The organism is Pseudomonas sp. ADAK13 (assembly GCF_012935715.1).
Taxonomy (GTDB): Bacteria; Pseudomonadota; Gammaproteobacteria; order Pseudomonadales; family Pseudomonadaceae; genus Aquipseudomonas.
On the sequence record NZ_CP052860.1, the window covers coordinates 6,569,870 to 6,586,478 of the forward strand.

The 16,609-nt window shown below is 62.9% G+C and carries 15 protein-coding genes; 7 read left to right on the forward strand and 8 right to left on the reverse strand.

What is annotated here, in order from left to right; all coding sequences use genetic code 11:
• Nucleotides 1-43: 43 nt before the first annotated feature.
• Nucleotides 44-2,836, forward strand: a complete 2,793-nt coding sequence (locus HKK54_RS30355) for an ATP-binding protein (RefSeq protein ID WP_169388868.1) — start codon at nucleotides 44-46, stop codon at nucleotides 2,834-2,836.
• On the opposite strand, the gene HKK54_RS30360 is transcribed toward HKK54_RS30355, so the two are convergent.
• Nucleotides 2,783-4,330 carry an ATP-binding protein gene (locus tag HKK54_RS30360; protein WP_169388869.1) on the reverse strand — a complete coding sequence of 516 codons (1,548 nt, stop codon included), beginning with the start codon at nucleotides 4,328-4,330 and terminating at the stop codon, nucleotides 2,783-2,785. The two genes, HKK54_RS30355 and HKK54_RS30360, sit on opposite strands and share 54 nt — an antisense overlap.
• 88 nt (nucleotides 4,331-4,418) lie before the next feature.
• Nucleotides 4,419-5,369 carry a GlxA family transcriptional regulator gene (locus HKK54_RS30365; RefSeq protein WP_169388870.1) on the reverse strand — a complete coding sequence of 317 codons (951 nt, stop codon included), beginning with the start codon at nucleotides 5,367-5,369 and terminating at the stop codon, nucleotides 4,419-4,421.
• A gap of 181 nt (nucleotides 5,370-5,550) precedes the next feature.
• On the opposite strand from HKK54_RS30365, the gene HKK54_RS30370 reads away from it, so the two are divergent.
• Nucleotides 5,551-6,273: a pirin family protein gene (locus HKK54_RS30370; protein ID WP_010171992.1), complete on the forward strand. Its 723-nt coding sequence runs from the start codon at nucleotides 5,551-5,553 to the stop codon at nucleotides 6,271-6,273.
• A gap of 136 nt (nucleotides 6,274-6,409) precedes the next feature.
• The gene (locus tag HKK54_RS30375) at nucleotides 6,410-6,796 is read left to right on the forward strand and encodes a phage infection protein (protein WP_169388871.1); all 387 of its coding nucleotides are present in this window, start codon (nucleotides 6,410-6,412) and stop codon (nucleotides 6,794-6,796) included.
• Between the two features lie 273 nt (nucleotides 6,797-7,069).
• Here the strand turns inward: HKK54_RS30375 and HKK54_RS30380 are convergent, their stop codons facing one another.
• Complete coding sequence (locus HKK54_RS30380; RefSeq protein ID WP_169388872.1) at nucleotides 7,070-8,068, reverse strand: quinone oxidoreductase family protein; 999 nt, start codon at nucleotides 8,066-8,068, stop codon at nucleotides 7,070-7,072.
• A 102-nt stretch (nucleotides 8,069-8,170) separates the two neighbouring features.
• On the opposite strand from HKK54_RS30380, the gene HKK54_RS30385 reads away from it, so the two are divergent.
• Nucleotides 8,171-9,034 carry a LysR family transcriptional regulator gene (locus HKK54_RS30385; protein ID WP_169388873.1) on the forward strand — a complete coding sequence of 288 codons (864 nt, stop codon included), beginning with the start codon at nucleotides 8,171-8,173 and terminating at the stop codon, nucleotides 9,032-9,034.
• A 6-nt stretch (nucleotides 9,035-9,040) separates the two neighbouring features.
• On the opposite strand, the gene HKK54_RS30390 is transcribed toward HKK54_RS30385, so the two are convergent.
• Both HKK54_RS30390 and HKK54_RS30395 read right to left on the reverse strand, forming a co-directional pair.
• Nucleotides 9,041-9,442 carry a (R)-mandelonitrile lyase gene (locus HKK54_RS30390; protein WP_178121010.1) on the reverse strand — a complete coding sequence of 134 codons (402 nt, stop codon included), beginning with the start codon at nucleotides 9,440-9,442 and terminating at the stop codon, nucleotides 9,041-9,043.
• Between the two features lie 71 nt (nucleotides 9,443-9,513).
• A complete protein-coding gene (locus tag HKK54_RS30395; RefSeq protein WP_169388875.1) occupies nucleotides 9,514-10,509 on the reverse strand; it encodes an aldo/keto reductase in 996 nt (331 codons plus the stop codon).
• A gap of 99 nt (nucleotides 10,510-10,608) precedes the next feature.
• Between HKK54_RS30395 and HKK54_RS30400 the strand changes: the two genes are divergently transcribed.
• Nucleotides 10,609-11,502, forward strand: a complete 894-nt coding sequence (locus tag HKK54_RS30400; protein WP_169388876.1) for a LysR family transcriptional regulator — start codon at nucleotides 10,609-10,611, stop codon at nucleotides 11,500-11,502.
• Here the strand turns inward: HKK54_RS30400 and HKK54_RS30405 are convergent.
• Nucleotides 11,490-12,383, reverse strand: a complete 894-nt coding sequence (locus HKK54_RS30405; RefSeq protein ID WP_169388877.1) for a LysR family transcriptional regulator — start codon at nucleotides 12,381-12,383, stop codon at nucleotides 11,490-11,492. The genes HKK54_RS30400 and HKK54_RS30405 overlap by 13 nt on opposite strands.
• A gap of 117 nt (nucleotides 12,384-12,500) precedes the next feature.
• Here HKK54_RS30405 and HKK54_RS30410 point away from each other — a divergent pair, with 117 nt between their 5' ends.
• Entirely contained in the window at nucleotides 12,501-12,998 is a 498-nt protein-coding gene (locus HKK54_RS30410) for a GFA family protein (protein WP_169388878.1), read from the forward strand.
• A 33-nt stretch (nucleotides 12,999-13,031) separates the two neighbouring features.
• Here the strand turns inward: HKK54_RS30410 and HKK54_RS30415 are convergent, their stop codons facing one another.
• On the reverse strand, nucleotides 13,032-13,637 hold the full coding sequence (locus tag HKK54_RS30415; protein ID WP_169388879.1) for a histidine phosphatase family protein: 606 nt from the start codon (nucleotides 13,635-13,637) through the stop codon (nucleotides 13,032-13,034).
• Nucleotides 13,638-13,775: 138 nt separating this feature from the next.
• Between HKK54_RS30415 and HKK54_RS30420 the strand changes: the two genes are divergently transcribed.
• Complete coding sequence (locus HKK54_RS30420; protein WP_169388880.1) at nucleotides 13,776-14,729, forward strand: aliphatic sulfonate ABC transporter substrate-binding protein; 954 nt, start codon at nucleotides 13,776-13,778, stop codon at nucleotides 14,727-14,729.
• An 888-nt stretch (nucleotides 14,730-15,617) separates the two neighbouring features.
• Here the strand turns inward: HKK54_RS30420 and HKK54_RS30425 are convergent.
• Nucleotides 15,618-16,598: a sugar-binding transcriptional regulator gene (locus HKK54_RS30425; RefSeq protein WP_003215718.1), complete on the reverse strand. Its 981-nt coding sequence runs from the start codon at nucleotides 16,596-16,598 to the stop codon at nucleotides 15,618-15,620.
• Nucleotides 16,599-16,609 lie beyond the last annotated feature (11 nt).

Consider the following 16,609-nt stretch of genomic DNA (forward strand, 5'->3'; position numbering starts at 1 on the left):
ACCTCTGGAATATGCACCACAGACCTCGCTCCAGAGACCGCGCATGAGCAACCTCAACGACCAGGCCATGCATTTCGGCCCCTACCGGATTCACCCGCGCCAGCGCGTGGTGCTGGAAGGTGCCCAGCCATTGCGCCTGGGCCGTCGGGCGGTCGATATCCTGCTGGTTTTGCTGGAGCACGCCGGCCAGGTGGTGAGCAAACAGGAGCTGATCGCCCGGGTCTGGCCCAAGACCGTGGTGGAGGACGGCAACCTGCGGGTGCACATGGCGGCCCTGCGCAAGGCCCTGGGCGACGGCCAGGCCGGGCAGCGCTATATCGTCACCGTGGCCCAGCGCGGCTACAGTTTCGTGGCGCCCCTGAGTATCGAACCCACGGCGCTGGAAGGCGACAGCGCGGGGGGCCATCCCGGGCACAACCTGCCGCTGCGCCGCACTCGGATGCTGGGACGCCAGGCCCTGATCGAAAGCCTGGTGCACCAGTTGCCTCGGCACCGCTTCATCACCCTCACGGGTGCAGGCGGTATCGGCAAGACCACCGTCGCCCTGCGGGTGGCGGAATTGCTGATCGGACGTTACCGCGACGGCATTCGCCTGCTGGACCTCGCCCCCCTGAGCCAGCCTTCGATGATCGTGCCCAATCTGGCAGCCCTGCTGGAGCTCCCGCCACCGAGTCACGAGCCGCTGGCCAGCCTGGCGGGCCTGCTGCGCGAGCGCCAGATGCTGTTGGTGATCGACAACTGCGAGCACCTGCTCGACGATATTGCGCTGATCAGTGAAACCCTGCTGCGCAATGCCCCCCATCTGCACATTTTGACCACCAGCCGCGAAGCACTGCGCGCAGAAGGAGAGTTCGTACAACGCCTGGAGCCTTTGGCATGCCCACCGGCCACTGGCGACCGCGCCGCAGCCATGGCGTATCCCGCGCTGCAATTGCTGGTAGAACGGGCACTGTCGTGCTGGGACGGCTTTGAACTGAGTGACAGCGAACTGCCCCTGGCCATCGATATCTGCCGACGCCTGGACGGCATTCCCTTGGCGATCGAGCTGGTGGCGGCGCAAATCAAACGCTTTGGCCTGCAGGGCTTGCGGGTGCAGATGGAGGATAACTTTCGCCTGTTGACCCGCGGCCGACGCAGCGCCCTGCCCCGGCACCAGACCCTGCGCGCCACCCTGGAGTGGAGCTTCGACCTGCTGACCGCTTGCGAGCAGGTATGCCTGCGGCGCCTCGCAGTGTTCCGGGGCGGCTTCACCCTGGAATCAGCGGCGGCGGTGATAGGCGGTGAGCACATTGCGCCGACGGAGGTGCTGGGTTCAATCACGCAGTTGGTGGCCAAGTCCTTGCTCAACGTTGAGGTGGGCGATGAAGCGGTGGCCTATCGGCTGCTGGACATCACCCGGACCTACGCCCTGGAGAAACTCAGCGCTGCCTGCGAGCTGGAGGCCAGCCGTGAGCGACACGCCGCCCGGTGCCTGACACTGATGAATCAGGCGCAAGCCGACTGGGAACAAGTGTCCACCCGGCAGTGGCTCGACCGTTATGCAGGCTGTCGCGAAGATGTGCGTGCCGCCCTCGACTGGGGGTTGAGCCAGAACGGCGCGCCGCTGCTGGCCATCCGTTTGACGGTCAGCGCGATGCCGTTGTGGCAGGAGTTGTCGCTGCTCACCGAGCATGGTTTGTACGTAGGCAAAGCCCTGGCCCTGCTTCAGCAATCGGCTGCTCCCTGCGCGCACTTGCACCTGCAACTGCAATTGGCCCTGGGCAGCTTTTCCTATCACACCCAGGGCGCAACCCCACAGACCATCAACGCGTTCGTGCAGGCACGGCAGCTGGCCGAAGGCAGCCACAATGTCGCCGGCCAACTCAGGGCCGTGTCCGGCCATATGGCGGTCAACCTGTGCAACGGCAACTACCGCCAGGCCCTGCGCCAAAGCCTGCATTTCGACCGCCTGGACCCCAACGCCCAACCGCTGCTGGCCTTGAGCGCACAGCGCCTGCGGGTGCTGGCGCAACATTTTTCCGGCAACCAGGCCCTGGCGCGGCACAACGCCGAACAGGTGATGCAGCGTATGGCCCACAGCGGCCACCTCAATCGGTTTACCCATGGATTTGGCGTGCAATACGACCAGAGCGTGGCGTCGCTGACGGTACTGGCACGCATCCTCTGGCTCCAGGGGTTCCCGGAGCGCGCCTGGCGCACTGCCCGCCAGGCGCTGGAGCTGGCGCTGCAAATCAATCACGGCACCTCGATCTGCTACACACTGGCCCTCGCGGGTGTCGTCATCGCCCACTACAACGGCGACGACGGGGCCGCCCGATCAATGCTGGAGCTGTTGTCACAGCAGGCGCGCAAGCATTCGGTGCTGCTGTTCGACACCTGGGCCAGGCACTACGCCCACGCACTGGACGGCCTGGTGCACGAGGAGCACGTCGAAGGCCTGGGCCTGATCAAGGACATCGTCGCGACCCTGCACACTCGGGACGTGGATGAGGCCTGCTTCGAACGAGCCAGGCAAGGCGATGCGGGTTGGTGCACCGCGGAGATTCTGCGGGTGCGGGCCGAATCCCTGCTGCACCAGGCTGACTCGCCCCCGGTGCAGGCGGCTGAAAGCCTGTTGCTGGAAGCGCTGGGGCTGGCGCATCAGCAGGGAGCCTTGGCCTGGGAACTGCGAAGCGCCCTGTCACTGGCCCGGCTATGGCATCGCGAGGGCCGGCACGCCGCCGCGCGCGACCTGTTGCAAGCCGTTCATGGGCGCTTTACCGAAGGGTTTTCCACGCCGGACCTAGTGAGCGTGCGCCGCCTGCTCGACGAACTGCACCACAAACTGCCGGCTTGAGAACGCCCCCAGATAGTGCCCGTAGCCTTGCTGCAACAACCCCACCTGGGCAGGGTCACCCAAACGGGCCAACGCGTAGGCGCGTACGCAATTGAGCAGGCGATAACGCCGAGGTCCGGGGCCGGGTTCGACGGTCAGCAGCGAGGTGTCCACCAACCGTGCCAGCAGATAAGGCAAGTCGGCATGCTCCAGCTCAGTGCCGGCAATCAGCGCACCCAGCGTCGGCAGGCTCACCGCCATCTTGAACAACCCCAATTGGAGGAACAGCCAACGCTCCGGCAGGCTCAAGCGATCGTAGGTCCAGTCCAGTGCCGCGTTCATGGATTGGTGCCGCCCTACGGCCGTTCGCCGTCCGCCAGTGAGCACCAGCAAGCCGTTCGCAACCTGTGTTTGCAAGCCCTTGACGCCCAAGGCATCGACCTGGGCCGCCGCCAGTTCCAGGGCCAGCGGGATGCCGTCGAGGCGTCGGCAGATATCCCGCAGGGGCGCCAGGTCTTGCCTGCGCAAACCAAAGCCTTGCTGGCTGGCCCGGGCGCGACTGACAAATAGCTGCACCGCAGGATAAGCCAGCGCTTGTTCGACATCGGCCAATGCCGACAGCGGCGGCACGACCAGCGCCGGCACGCGCTGAACCCACTCCCCAGGAATATGCAAGGCTTCGCGGCTGCTCAACAACAGCGTCACCCGGGGCGCCATCTCCCGCAGCGCGAACACCAGGTTGCGACACGCGGCCACCGCCTGTTCACACCCATCCAGGACCAACAACAAATGCCGCGACGCCAGTTGCCGGCAAAAGCCTTGCAAGGTGCCGCCCGGCTCAACGTCAATCCCGAGCGCCCCGGACAACTGGCGGACCACGCCCGATAGCTGGCTGACACCGGCCAACTCCACCCGCCACACGCCGTCGCGATAACGCGGCAGCACCTGTGCAGCCAGGTACAGGGCCAGGGTGGTTTTGCCGATGCCGGCACACCCGGTAAGCGTCATCAGCGTTTGGCCCGGCAAGCGCCGTGCAAGGGCATGCGCCAGCGGGTCCAGGCCGAACACCGGTACCAGGCGTGCCGGCAGGTTATGGTGAGGCAAGGGCTGTGCCGGTGCTGCCTGCATCGGTTGCGTCGCGACAAAACAGTACCCGCGCAGCGGCAGGTTGACGATATAACGCCGCCCGCCCTGGCCATCGGCCAAGGCACGGCGCAAGGCCGCGATGTGCACCCGCAGGTTGTTCTCCTCCACCACGCTGCTGGGCCACACCCGTGTAATCAGGTCTGCCTTGCTGACAAACTGCCCGGCCTGCTCCACCAGCACCGCGAGAATGTCCAGGGCACGCCCGCCCAGCGGCAGCGGCCGGCCCTCTTCGCACACCAGGCGCTGCTGGGGGTAAAAGGTGAAGGGGCCGAAGCGCACTTCACATTCAGGCTCAATCGTATGAAGGCTATGCATGCTCGTCAAAGCGCTGAAACACCCGGTCTTGGGCGCCTGCGCATCCTTTTCCATGGGACTGACGGCTATCTTGCCAGCTACCCGTGACAGGACAATGCTGGCACAGGGATCCACACGGACATTCAGGTGCGCCAGACGGCCATCAGCTGAATTGCTGGCGGTATTGGGTCGGGTTCAAGCCGAGTTTTTCACTGAACAGAAAACGCATATGCCGCACGCTGCCAAAGCCCGCATGAAAGGCTACGGTCTTGAGTGGCAGGTCGCTGGTCTCCAGCAAGTGCCGCGCGCGATCAATGCGCGCGCCCTGCAGGAAAGCCATCGGGGTCATCTGCACTTCCTTGGCAAACACCCGCGCAAAGTGCCGCGCGCTCATGCCTGCGAGTTGCGCCATGGACTCGATGGTAAAGGCCTGGTCCAGCCGCTCCAGCACATGGGTCTGCACCCGGGTAATCGCGGTTTCCTGGGGGGCCACCGCTGCGGTCATCGGGCTGAACTGGGCTTGGCCACCCTGGCGCTTCATGACCACCAGCAACACCTTGGCCACGTCGACAGCCACCTGCTTGCCGTGGTCCTGGGCAACAACGGACAGCGCCAGGTCGATGCCCGCCGTCACGCCGCCAGAGGTGATGAGCCGGCCGTCCTGCAGGTAGATGCGGTCGGTCTCCACCGTGGCCTTGGGAAAGGCCTTGATCAGCCGCTCGGTGTAATGCCAGTGAGTGGTCACGCGTTGGCCGTCCAGCAAGCCGGCGTATCCCAGCACGAAGGCACCGGTGCAGATCGAGCCGAATCGCCGGGCACGAGGCGCAGCCGCCTTGAGCCAGGGCAACAGGGCGGGATGGCATTCGTTGTAGGCGCCGGGGCCGCCGGGGACCAACAGCAAGTCATATGCCTCAAGGGCCTGGTCCAGGTGCAGATCGGGATGCACCACCACGCCATTGGAGGCTTGCAGTGGCCCCTGCTCGGTACCGATCGTCAGGATCTGATAGTGAGCTGACGGCGCAAGGTAGCGATTGGCAATGGAGAACACTTCCAGCGGCCCGGCCATGTCGAGCAGCAGAAAGTCGGGAAACAGCACCATGGCCACGGTTTTCATTGTCAGGAACTGTCCGTTCGGGGAGAGGAATCCTTGCATTATGGCATGCCACCAACTGTCAACCCACACAGGACAGTCATTCCGATTTCAGCTTCTTAATCAACCTATCACTAACCAGTAACCTTCTCCTCACACCGAAGCCCTGCATCTCGCAGCCAGCTTCCCTTGAGGAGAACACCCCATGCTGACCCTTCGCAAAGCCTCGGAACGCGGCGCCGCCAATCACGGTTGGTTGAAGTCGTTCCACACCTTCTCGTTCGCCAACTACTGGAATCCCAGGGAACAGGGTTTTTCCGACCTGCTGGTGATCAACGATGACCGGGTTGCCGCCGGCAAGGGCTTCGGCCAACACCCGCACCGCGACATGGAGATTTTCTCCTATGTGCTCGAAGGCGCCCTGGAACACAAGGACACCCTGGGCACCGGTTCGGTGATTCGCCCAGGCGATGTGCAACTGATGAGCGCCGGCAGCGGCGTGGCCCACAGCGAGTTCAACCACAGCCACACCCAGGGCGTGCACTTCCTGCAAATCTGGATCGTGCCGGACGTGGCCGGCGCCGAGCCGCGCTATCAGCAGGAGCACTTCACCGAAGCGCAAAAGCGTGGCCGGTTGCAGCTGATCATCTCGCCGGAAGGCACCGACGGCTCCCTTGGCGTGCGCCAGGATGCGCGGGTGTATGCCGGGCTGTTCAACGGCTTTGAAACCGCAAGCCTGGCCCTGGCCCCGGAGCGCTACGCCTACATCCATGTGGCGCGGGGCAGCATTGAAGTCAACGGCCAGCGCTTACACGAAGGCGACGGTGCCCGAGTGCGCGATGAGCGGGAGATTCACCTGAGCCATGGCGAGAATGCCGAGGTGCTGGTGTTCGACCTGCGCCCTCGTGAACTGCCTGAAATGCCGTAAAGGTCGGCACGATGGCCCGGGAAAACGGGCCATCGCTGACGTCGATAGTCACCATCAGCGCAATGAAGTTCTCTAAAAAAATCCACCGCGTACCATCACATCCATACCAACCAATGACATCCCGGAGCACACCCTCATGAAACGCCAACTCTTGCTTAGCCTCGCTTTCTCGGTACTTGCTGTAAGCGCCTTTACTCAACCTGCCCTCGCTGAAGGCGGCGCGGATCGCCTGATGGACAGCCGCGTGGCTGAGGGTGGTTCTGACCGTTTGCTGGAACGTCGTGTGGCGGAAGGCGGTTCTGATCGGTTGCTGGAACGTCGTGTAGCTGAAGGTGGCGCTGACCGTCTTCAAGAAAACCGTGTAGCCGAAGGTGGCGCTGAGCGTCTTCAAGGCAACCGTGTAGCTGAAGGTGGTGCTGAGCGTCTTCAAGGCAACCGTGTAGCTGAAGGTGGCGCTGACCGTCTTCAAGGCAACCGTGTAGCTGAAGGTGGTGCAGACCGCCTGATGGAAAACCGCGCATAACCCTGGTTGCTCGCGGTTCACCCCCAGCCGGCCTGATCAGCCGGCTTTTTTTCGCCTGCTGTTTACTCACCGCCAACAGCGCCACAAAACCCTGTGGCGAGGGAGCTTGCTCCCGCTGGGCTGCGCAGCAGCCCCAATGAATACACCGCGTTTCTTCAGGGGAGACCCGTTGGCAGGTTTTGGGGCCGCTTCGCAGCCCAACGGGAGCAAGCTCCCTCGCCACACAAGCCTCGCCACACAAGCGCTCTCGCCAACGTAAGTCGCCACTCGCTGTTAACACAGCTCACGATCCAGCCACACCACCGCCTTGCCAATCTGCTGCCTGGCTTCAATCCGTGCGTGCACCTGCTGCACCTCTTCCAGCGTGTAATGCCCTTCGATATCCACCGTCAGCGAACCCTCAAGCATCGCCGCGAACACCGCATTGGCACGCCGTTGCACGGTCGGGCTGTCGGCCATGTGGTCGTTGAGCCGTGGCCGGGTCAGGAACAGCGAGCCGGCTTCCCCCAACTCCATCGGGTCCAAATCAGTGATCGAACCGGAGACGTTGCCGTAATTGACGATCAGCCCCCGCGTACGACAAGCCTTGAAGCTTTCACGCAAGGTGGCCTTGCCCACCGAATCGAACACCACGTTCACACCCTGCCCCTGCGTTGCCTGCAAGACTCGCTCGGCAAACCCCTCGTACGGCCAGGCGTAATCAGCACCGCGCTGAAGGGCAATCGCACATTTTTCAGTGCTGCTGCCGGTGGTGAATACCGTGGCGCCGAGTCGACGGGCCATTTGCACCAGTAACTGGCCGATGCTGCCGGACGCGGCATGGATCAGGCAGCTGTTGCCTGCCTGCAACCGTGCGACATCTTCAATCAGGTAGTGAGCCGTACAGCCCTGGAACATCGCCGCAGCCGCCTGATCGAAGCCGATCGCATTCGGAATCTGCGCGACCCGCGCGGCCGGCACGCTGGCGTATTCAGCAAACGCGCCCCAGGCAATGCACCACGCCACCCGATCGCCCGGCGCCAGATGGCTAACGCCCTCGCCCACTTCCACCACCACACCCGCACCTTCCATGCCCAGGGTGCAAGGCACTCGCACCGGGTACGTTACCGACTGGGCGTACTTGCCCTGACGGGTATGCACATCCATGAAGTTGATCCCGGCGCAGGCCACCTTGATCAGCACGTGGCCGGGCATCACTTGGGGTTTGGGCACATCAAGGCGCAGTTGAACGACCTCCGGGCCGCCGTAGGTTTCAAGGGTGAGGGCTTTCATCGCGGGACAACTCCGTTTGCGGTGGGAATGCGCCATGGTAAAAGGCACCACTCTGTACGAGAATTCCCCAATACCTCCCACCCTCCGTGCGGAAACAACCCGATGTTCGACTGGCAGGATCTGTATTACTTCACCGTACTGGCGCGCACCCAGTCGCTGTCGGCGGCCGCCCGCGAGCTGCAGGTGGAACACGCCACCGTGGGGCGGCGCGTCGATGCCCTGGAAAAAGCCCTCGGCGTCAAACTGGTAGATCGCCTGCCCCGCAGCCGGCCACTCACGGAGGAAGGCCTGGCGTTGGCCAGGTTGGCGGCAGGCATGGGCGAGATGGCCACCGACGTGATGCGCCTGTCCCGCGTGGCCTCGATCGAAGTGGCCGGCACCGTGCGGGTCAGTTGCCCGCCGTCGATTGCCATCCACTGCATCGCGCCCCACGTCGCGCGCTTCCGGGCGCAGTATCCCAAACTGAATATCGTGCTGATGTCCTCGACCACGCTTGCCGCTCTGGACAAAGGTGAAGCCGACATTGCCCTGCGCACGGTGCGGCCCGATGAAGAGGCACTGGTGCGCAGGAAGGTCGGCGCGGTGCGCTTCGGGCTCTATGCCACACCCGAGTTCAAACGGTTACCCGCCGAACAGTGGGCGTTCATTGCCTATGACGCCACCCGTGACCATCTGCCCCAACAGGCATGGATGCACCAGGTACGCGGCAGCCGCGCGATTGCCTTTGCCGCCAGCGACCTGATCACCCAGCAAATGGCCGCCCGGTCCCAGGTGGGCGCGGTGGTGTTGCCCACGTTGGTGGGTGATCACGACGCGGCATTGGTGCGGCTGGCAACGAATACCGAAGGCCCGGTTCGCGATATCTGGCTGACGGTGTACCCCGACATGCGCCGCTCGCCTTCGGTGAAGGTGGTGATGGAGTTTTTGGTGAGTTGCATTGAAAGCGCGCCGCAGTTGCGGCGCTGAAGCCGTTTACTGCGCCGCGTACTGCTCGTCGCTGACCTGCTCCATCCAGTCCACCACCTTGCCGTCGAGCATCTCGTTGATCGCGATATGGGTCATGGCGGTGTTGGCCGTGGCGCCGTGCCAATGCTTGACGCCGGGGGCAATCCACACGGTGTCGCCGGGGCGAATTGCCCGCACGGGCTGGCCCCATTCCTGAACCTGGCCCAGGCCTGCGGTCACGATCAACGTCTGCCCCAGCGGGTGAGTGTGCCAAGCCGTACGCGCCCCCGGTTCAAAGGTGACAACGGCGCCAGTGACACGCGCGGCATCGGTGCCCTTGAAAGGTGAGTCGACGCGCACTGTGCCGGTGAAATAGTCCGCCGGCCCTTTGGCCGAGGGTTGGGAACCGTTGGGTGTGATGGTCAGCATGGGGGTCTCCTGTGCCGATGATTCGAGTGCCAGCAAGGACAATGAAAGTGCGGTGGCGGCGAGACGGGTGTTCATAGGCCGGTCATCCGTTCCAGGGCTTCGGGATAGCGGTCGCCGTGCACCGCGATGTTTGCAGCGGCGACGTCCAGCTCACTGAGTTCTGCAGCGCTGAGCTGCACCTCGACCGCCCCCAGGTTTTCCGTCAGGCGCGAGGTTTTGGTGGTGCCCGGAATTGGTACGATCCAGGGCTTCTGGGCCAGCAACCAGGCCAATGCTATTTGCGATGGCGTGGCGTGTTTGCGCCGGGCGACCTGGTGCAGCAACTCCACCAGGGCCTGGTTGGCCTGTAAGGCTTGGGGCGTGAACCTTGGCAACGTGCTGCGAAAGTCCGAGCTGTCAAAGGTGCTGTGACTGTCGAACTTGCCCGTCAGAAAGCCTTTGCCCAAAGGGCTGTAGGGCACCAGGCCAATGCCCAGTTCCTCCAGCAGTGGCAACACCTCGGCCTCGGGCTTGCGCCACCACAGTGAGTACTCGCTTTGCAACGCGGTCACCGGTTGCACGGCATGGGCGCGGCGGATGGTCGAGGCGCCGGCTTCAGACAAACCGAAATGCTTGACCTTACCCTCCTGAATCAAATCCTTCACCGCGCCGGCCACCTCTTCGATCGGCACATTCGGATCCACCCGATGCTGATAAAACAGGTCGATCACATCGGTCTTCAGGCGCTTGAGCGAGGCTTCGGCCACCTGGCGAATATGCTCCGGCCGGCTGTCGAGACCCGACCATTTGCCGTTGCCGGACGGGTCCAGGGCAAATCCGAACTTGGTGGCGATCACCACCTGCTCACGCAGCGGCGACAGCGCTTCACCCAGCAGTTCTTCATTGATGAACGGGCCATAGACTTCGGCGGTATCGAAGAAGGTCACGCCTTGTTCAACCGCGTTGCGCAACAAGGCAATCATCTGCTGTTTGTCGGCCGCGGGGCCGTAGCCAAAGCTCATGCCCATGCAGCCAAGCCCAAGGGCGGAGACTTCGAGTTGGCTGTTGCCGAGTGTGCGTTTGAGCATGATCGTTCTCCGGGTAAGGGGGCTGATTCCAATCTAACAGTTACGAATTGTGATAATTAGCCGCTAGAATCTGAAAATACTTATGAGGATGACTCACCAATGCTCAGGGAAAACGCCAATGACCTGCTCGCGTTTCTGGCGGTAGCCCGCGAGCGCAGCTTTACCAAGGCGGCGGCCAAGCTCGGGGTTTCCCAGTCGGCGCTGAGCCATACCCTGCGTGGCCTGGAGGCGCGGCTGGGGCTGCGTCTGCTGACCCGCACCACCCGCAGCGTGTCGCCCACCGAAGCCGGGCAGCACTTGATCGATACGATCGGGCCGCACTTCGATGAAATCCAGGTCGGCCTTGAGGGGTTGAGCCACTTGCGGGACAGGCCGTCCGGCACCATCCGCATCAATGCCATGGACCACGCGCTGGAGTTCATCCTGTGGCCGGTGCTGAAACCGTTCCTCGCGCAGTACCCGGATATCGCCGTGGAAGTGTGTTGCGACTACGGCTTTGTCGACATCGCCGCCCACGGCTTCGACGCCGGCGTACGCCTCGGCGAAGACGTGGCTCAAGGCATGATTGCCACGCGCATCAGTCCCGATATGCGCATGCTGGTGGTGGGTTCACCGGCCTACTTTGCCCAGCGCGCCATACCCCGCACGCCTCGCGACCTGACCGATCACGCCTGCAACAATTTGCGCCTGCCCACCAATGGCGGCCTGTACGTGTGGGAGTTCAAAAAAGGCGAGGAAAGCCTGAATGTGCGGGTGTCTGGCCAGGTGACGTTCAATGGCGTGTACCCATTGCTCAAGGCGGCGCTCGACGGCTTCGGCTTGAGCTACGTGCCTGCCGACCTGGTGGCGCCTTATCTGGCAGACGGGCGCCTGGTGCAGGTGCTGGATGACTGGTGCGCGCCGTTTGCCGGCTTCCACCTGTATTACCCCAGCCGTCGCCAGGCCTCACCCGCCTTTGCGCTGCTGGTGGAAGCGCTGCGTTATCGCGGTTGAAGGAATTCCGCCAGCGCGCCGCCCAAGGCCTCAAATACCAAGGCGATGCGCTGCACCCGGCGCATGTCCTGATGCATGGCAATCCACACGTCGACACTGAAATCCACCTGCCCGGGCAGCACGCGCACCAGCCCGTGACGCTGCGCCACCTGGCTTGAGCACACGCCAATTCCCAGCCCGGCACGCAGCGCCGCCAACTGGGCGAGGTGATCGTCGGTGCGGATAAATGTATTGGCCGCCGAACAGTCAAAACCGCGCTCACGCAGGAGCTCGATCTCCAGCAAATTGCGGTCCGGGCCGATCAGCGGGTAGCCGTGCAATTGCGCGACGGTGTCCGGCGTGCCCTGCTCCGCCAGCAACTCCGGTGCGGCGTACAACCCCACTTGCAGGTCGCCGACCTTGCGCGCGACCACCGTCGCTTCCGTAGGGCGGCGGATGCGCACGGCGACGTCTGCCTCCTGCCGGGCCAGGGCTTGCAGGCGGTTGGACACGCTCAACTCAATGGCCAATTGCGGATGATCACGGCGCAGGCTGCGCAGCATCGGCGGCAGCACCTCAACCCCCAGCAGCTTGCCGCTGGTAAGCCGCACCGTGCCACTGGCCAACGCCGCATCGGCGGAGGCTGCGCGGTTGAAGGCGTTGGCGGCAACGGCCATTGCTTCCACGTGGCTGATCAGGTCCTTGGCGGTGTCAGTGGGCAACAGACCAGAAGGTGAGCGGATAAACAGGCTGACCCCGACGCTTTGCTCCAGCGCCTCGATCCGTCGCCGCGCAGTGGCCTGGGCGATCCCCAGCAAGCGGGCCGCGCCCGACAGGCTGCCGGTGCGTAGCACGGCGAGGAAGGCGCGCTGGGTTTCCCATTGGAGTTGAGGGGCGTTCATACATTTCCTGTGAGCCGCTGGGCAGTTTTGGCGGATGTTCTTTGTTCGGGGGCTGCGGCATGCTGGCGAGCATAACCGATGGGGCTTTCGCCCTCACTTTGCACAGGATCGTTTTTGATGACACTCACCGGCCAATGCCGCTGCGCCAACGTGACCTACACCCTCAATACCGACGCACCGCTGGCGGTGTATGCCTGCCATTGCCGTCACTGCCAGACCTGGAGCGGCAGCGCGTTTGCCTTGCATGCGCTGTTGCCGGCGGACGCGTTGAAGGTCGACGGGGTGTTGACGGAATATGGTTATGACGTAGAGGGGCAGCGTTCAGAGCATCACCTGTGCGGGGTGTGCCACACGCGAATCTACAACACCACGACGGCTGCGCCGGGGCTAGTTGTGCTGCGGGTCGGGACACTGGATGAGAGCCCGGCCGTGCAGCCGGTGGCGCATATCTGGGTGCGGCACAAGCAGCCGTGGGTAGCACTGGCGGAGGGCGTTCCGACGTGGCCGCAAAGCCCGACGCCCCAGGCGTTTGCGCAGGTGTTGAGTGAACACAAAACACAAATGTATGTGGCGAGGGGGCTTGTCCCCCGTTGGGCTGCGAAGCAGCCCCAATAAGGTCCCCGTGCTCTGTCAGATAGAACTCTGCTGTTAGTTTTGGGGCCGCTGCGCAGCCCAGCGGGGGACAAGCCCCCTCACCACAGAAGTCGAGTCGATCTTAAGAGTCAGCACTTCTCCATTGCGCAGTTGCCAATCGAAGAAATCCGAAAAGTCATCGCGAACCAATGCGCGGATCGCCTTGGCCACCACCCCATGGGCAACCAGTACCACCACCTGTTGCCCATGGTTTACCAGCAGCTCATTCAACCCACCCCGAATACGCTCGACAAACTGCGAGATTGACTCCCCATCAGTCGGCGCCAGTTCCCACTGCCGGGTAATATTTTGCGCCCACAGCTCGGGATACCGCTGCGCCGCTTCCACCTGGGTCAGTCCTTCAAACACGCCCACACCGCGTTCACGAAACGCATCCAGCGTGGACAATGCCAGCCCGTCATCCGCAAAAACAATCGCCGCCGTTTGCTGAGCCCTGCGCAGCGGCGAGACCACGACGGTGTCGATCTGCACCGGTAACTTTACCCGCAACTCCCGTGCCTGAAGCACGCCCCGCTCGTTGAGATCAACGTCCAGCGAGCCTTGGTAACGCCCTTCGGCATTGGCCTGCGTTTCGCCGTGGCGAACAACATACAACTGCATACCGCCCTCCTTCATCCTGACGTTGAAAGGCCGCGAACGGCCTCCCCGATAAAGTCCTAAGCTAAGATCGAAAGATTATTTATCGAAAGATTTTTAGAACCATAAGCTGACCTTAATCCATTAAGAGTCGAGCACGCCATGCCCCAGTTTTCGCTCCACCGCCTTTTCATCGCCGGCCTGGCCACACTGGGCCTCTGCACCACCCTGAGCACTCAAGCGCAGGAAACCGTACGCATCGGTTACCAGAAATCCTCGACCCTGATCACCCTGCTGAAAACCCAGGGCACCCTGGAAAAAGCCCTCAAGGCCGACGGCATCGACGTCACCTGGCACGAGTTCCCCAGCGGCCTGCCGCTGCTGGAAGCCTTGAACGTCGGCAACGTCGACATCAGCGCCGACGTGGCCGACACGGTGCCGATCTTCGCCCAGGCTGCCCAGGCCAAACTCACCTACTTCGCCCAGGAAGCGCCCTCGCCCCAGGCGCAGGCCATCGTGGTGCGCAAGGACTCGCCGATCCAGCAACTGGCGGATTTGAAGGGTAAGAAAATCGCCGTGACCAAGGCTGCTGGCACTCACTACTTGTTGATCGCTGCCCTGAACAAGGCGGGGCTGGCCTTCTCCGATATCGAGCCGGCGTACCTGACGCCCGCCGACGGTCGCGCTGCATTTGAAAACAACAAGGTTGATGCCTGGGTTACCTGGGAACCCTTCCTCACCAGCGTGCAGCGCCAACTGCCTACCCGTACCCTGGCGGATGGCACTGGGCTGGCCAGTTATAAGCGTTATTACCTGACGGGTACGCCTTATGCCAAGGCGCATCCCGAGGTGTTGAAACTGGTTTACGAGCAGTTGCACCAGGCGGGTGAGTGGGTGAAGAGCCATCCGCGTGATGCCGCGAAAGTGCTGGGGCCGTTGTGGGGCAACCTGGATGCGGAGACTGTCGAGGCGGCCAATGCTCATCGCAGTTATGAAGTGCAGCCGGTGACGCTGGATCAGTTGGGCGAACAGCAGAAGATCGCCGATGCATTCTTCAAGGCGGGGTTGTTGCCCAAGGCGGTGGATGCGCAGGATGTGCAGGTGTGGAAGCCCTGACGGTTTGCCCGGCCTCCGGGGTGGGGTGCATATCCGTTATTTGCGTAACGGCGGCTTAGGGTTTCGCTCTTACAGCGACTCACTTTGGAAGAGCCCCAAAGTAAGCAAAAGGCTCTGCCCCGCCTGTCGGCACCTCGCCTAGGCTCGGTGTTCCCTCACTCCGGCATTGCTCCGCGGGCCGCCGCGACGGGGCGTCCCTGCCCCGTCGCGGCTAAACCGGCGTCCTGCCGGTTTACCCGCTCCTCAATCCCTGCGTTCGGCCTCGGGCTGAATGGGGCAGTCAGAGCCAGATCAAGATCAAAATCTACAGCACAGCGGCCTACAGGCCGGCTTGAGTGGTAGAAGCCAGATCAAAAGCCAAAGCGAAAACCAAATCTGAAACGGATGCAGCTCTGCTTTTCTGTGGGAGCTGGCTTGCCTGCGATGCAGACACCTCGGTTTTTCAGGTACATCCAGTTGATGCCATCGCAGGCAAGCCAGCTCCCACATTTGACCGTGCCCGCTGTAGATTTTGATCTTGATATTGCCTTTGCTTCACACCACTCAAGCCGGCCTGTAGGCCGCTGTGCTGTAGATCTTGATCTTGATCTTAGGCGCCCCATTAAACCACGCTGGCCGAACGCAGGCTTTGGAGCGTGGGTAACCCGGCAGGACGCCGGGTTAGCCGCGCTGGGCCAAGGATGGCCCATCGCGGCGGCCCACGGTCCAAAGCCGGAGTGAGGGCACACCGAGCCCAAGCGAGGTGCCGAGTGGTGGGGCAAGAGCCTTTTGGTTACTTTTGGGCTCCTTTCAAAAGTGACCCGCTGTAAGAGCGGAACCCATAGAAGCCGTTACCTAAATAACGGATATGCCCCCAGCCCAACACAAAAAGCTGATCTACCGTGCGTGTCAGCTTTTACGCGTCGCATCATCCAACGCCAAAATGGTATGAGCATTGGTCACCGTGGTCGCCAGGGTATTGATCACCCCCGACCGCAACGCCCCCAGCGTCGCCGCTGCCTTGGTGTTTTCACTCGCAATCGCCACCACATCCGGAATCCGGAACAGCTCCTGCACCGTCAACCCGATCACCCGTCCCTGGATGGCGTTGACCGCGGGCTGCCCGTGAATGTCGATAAAGTCATACCCCATCATGTCCCCCACCGTGCCGGACAAGCGCGCCTGGGCGATCTCCTGGGGCGAAAACCACCCCATGCGCACCATGTTGCTGTTTTCACTCATGTCGCCAATACCGATCAACGCCATGTCGGCACGACGGGCACGGTCAAGGGTGGAACGCACGGTGTCATTGCTGATCAACACCCCGCGCAGCTCCGGATTAGCCACCAGCGCCGGCGCATACAGGCTTTCACTCTCGCCACCAAACCGCAGGGCCAGGCGCCGGCAGATATGGTCAGGGTTCATGTATTCGCCGGCCTTGAGCGAACCACCGATAGCGCACACAAACGTGCAGTTGCGGGTCACCGGCAAAAACACGTTATCCGCCACCGCGCCCACATTACGCCCCATGCCGACCGCGACGATCATCCCGTCGCTGAGGGTTTTGTTCAGGTAGTTGGCCACTAGGCTTGCAACCGCCGAGCGCTGGGTGTCGGGGTCGCTGTGGTCGACCGCGATCAAGGCCCGGTCCAGCTGGAAGCGCTCCACCAACGCCTGTTCCAGCTCGTTGTTCATCGCCGGGTGCTGCAGCACGCGCACCTCGACAATCCCTTCATCCCGCGCGCGTTTGAGCAGGCGGCTGACTTTTGCCCGGGACAGGTCGAAGCGCTTGGCGATGGCTTCCTGAGTGACGTTCTCAAGGTAATAGAGCATCGCCACTTCGGTCATCAGGTCGATGTCGCTGGCGATGCGCTGGGTACTGTCACTCATGGGCACGGGCT

Bases quoted from the DNA above. Each gene is read 5' to 3' on its own strand.
- HKK54_RS30355 (WP_169388868.1), top strand. From the start codon at position 44: ATGAGCAACCTCAACGACCAGGCCATGCATTTCGGCCCCTACCGGATT.
- HKK54_RS30360 (WP_169388869.1), bottom strand. From the start codon at position 4,330: ATGGAAAAGGATGCGCAGGCGCCCAAGACCGGGTGTTTCAGCGCTTTG.
- HKK54_RS30365 (WP_169388870.1), bottom strand. From the start codon at position 5,369: ATGAAAACCGTGGCCATGGTGCTGTTTCCCGACTTTCTGCTGCTCGAC.
- HKK54_RS30370 (WP_010171992.1), top strand. From the start codon at position 5,551: ATGCTGACCCTTCGCAAAGCCTCGGAACGCGGCGCCGCCAATCACGGT.
- HKK54_RS30375 (WP_169388871.1), top strand. From the start codon at position 6,410: ATGAAACGCCAACTCTTGCTTAGCCTCGCTTTCTCGGTACTTGCTGTA.
- HKK54_RS30380 (WP_169388872.1), bottom strand. From the start codon at position 8,068: ATGAAAGCCCTCACCCTTGAAACCTACGGCGGCCCGGAGGTCGTTCAA.
- HKK54_RS30385 (WP_169388873.1), top strand. From the start codon at position 8,171: ATGTTCGACTGGCAGGATCTGTATTACTTCACCGTACTGGCGCGCACC.
- HKK54_RS30390 (WP_178121010.1), bottom strand. From the start codon at position 9,442: ATGCTGACCATCACACCCAACGGTTCCCAACCCTCGGCCAAAGGGCCG.
- HKK54_RS30395 (WP_169388875.1), bottom strand. From the start codon at position 10,509: ATGCTCAAACGCACACTCGGCAACAGCCAACTCGAAGTCTCCGCCCTT.
- HKK54_RS30400 (WP_169388876.1), top strand. From the start codon at position 10,609: ATGCTCAGGGAAAACGCCAATGACCTGCTCGCGTTTCTGGCGGTAGCC.
- HKK54_RS30405 (WP_169388877.1), bottom strand. From the start codon at position 12,383: ATGAACGCCCCTCAACTCCAATGGGAAACCCAGCGCGCCTTCCTCGCC.
- HKK54_RS30410 (WP_169388878.1), top strand. From the start codon at position 12,501: ATGACACTCACCGGCCAATGCCGCTGCGCCAACGTGACCTACACCCTC.
- HKK54_RS30415 (WP_169388879.1), bottom strand. From the start codon at position 13,637: ATGCAGTTGTATGTTGTTCGCCACGGCGAAACGCAGGCCAATGCCGAA.
- HKK54_RS30420 (WP_169388880.1), top strand. From the start codon at position 13,776: ATGCCCCAGTTTTCGCTCCACCGCCTTTTCATCGCCGGCCTGGCCACA.
- HKK54_RS30425 (WP_003215718.1), bottom strand. From the start codon at position 16,598: ATGAGTGACAGTACCCAGCGCATCGCCAGCGACATCGACCTGATGACC.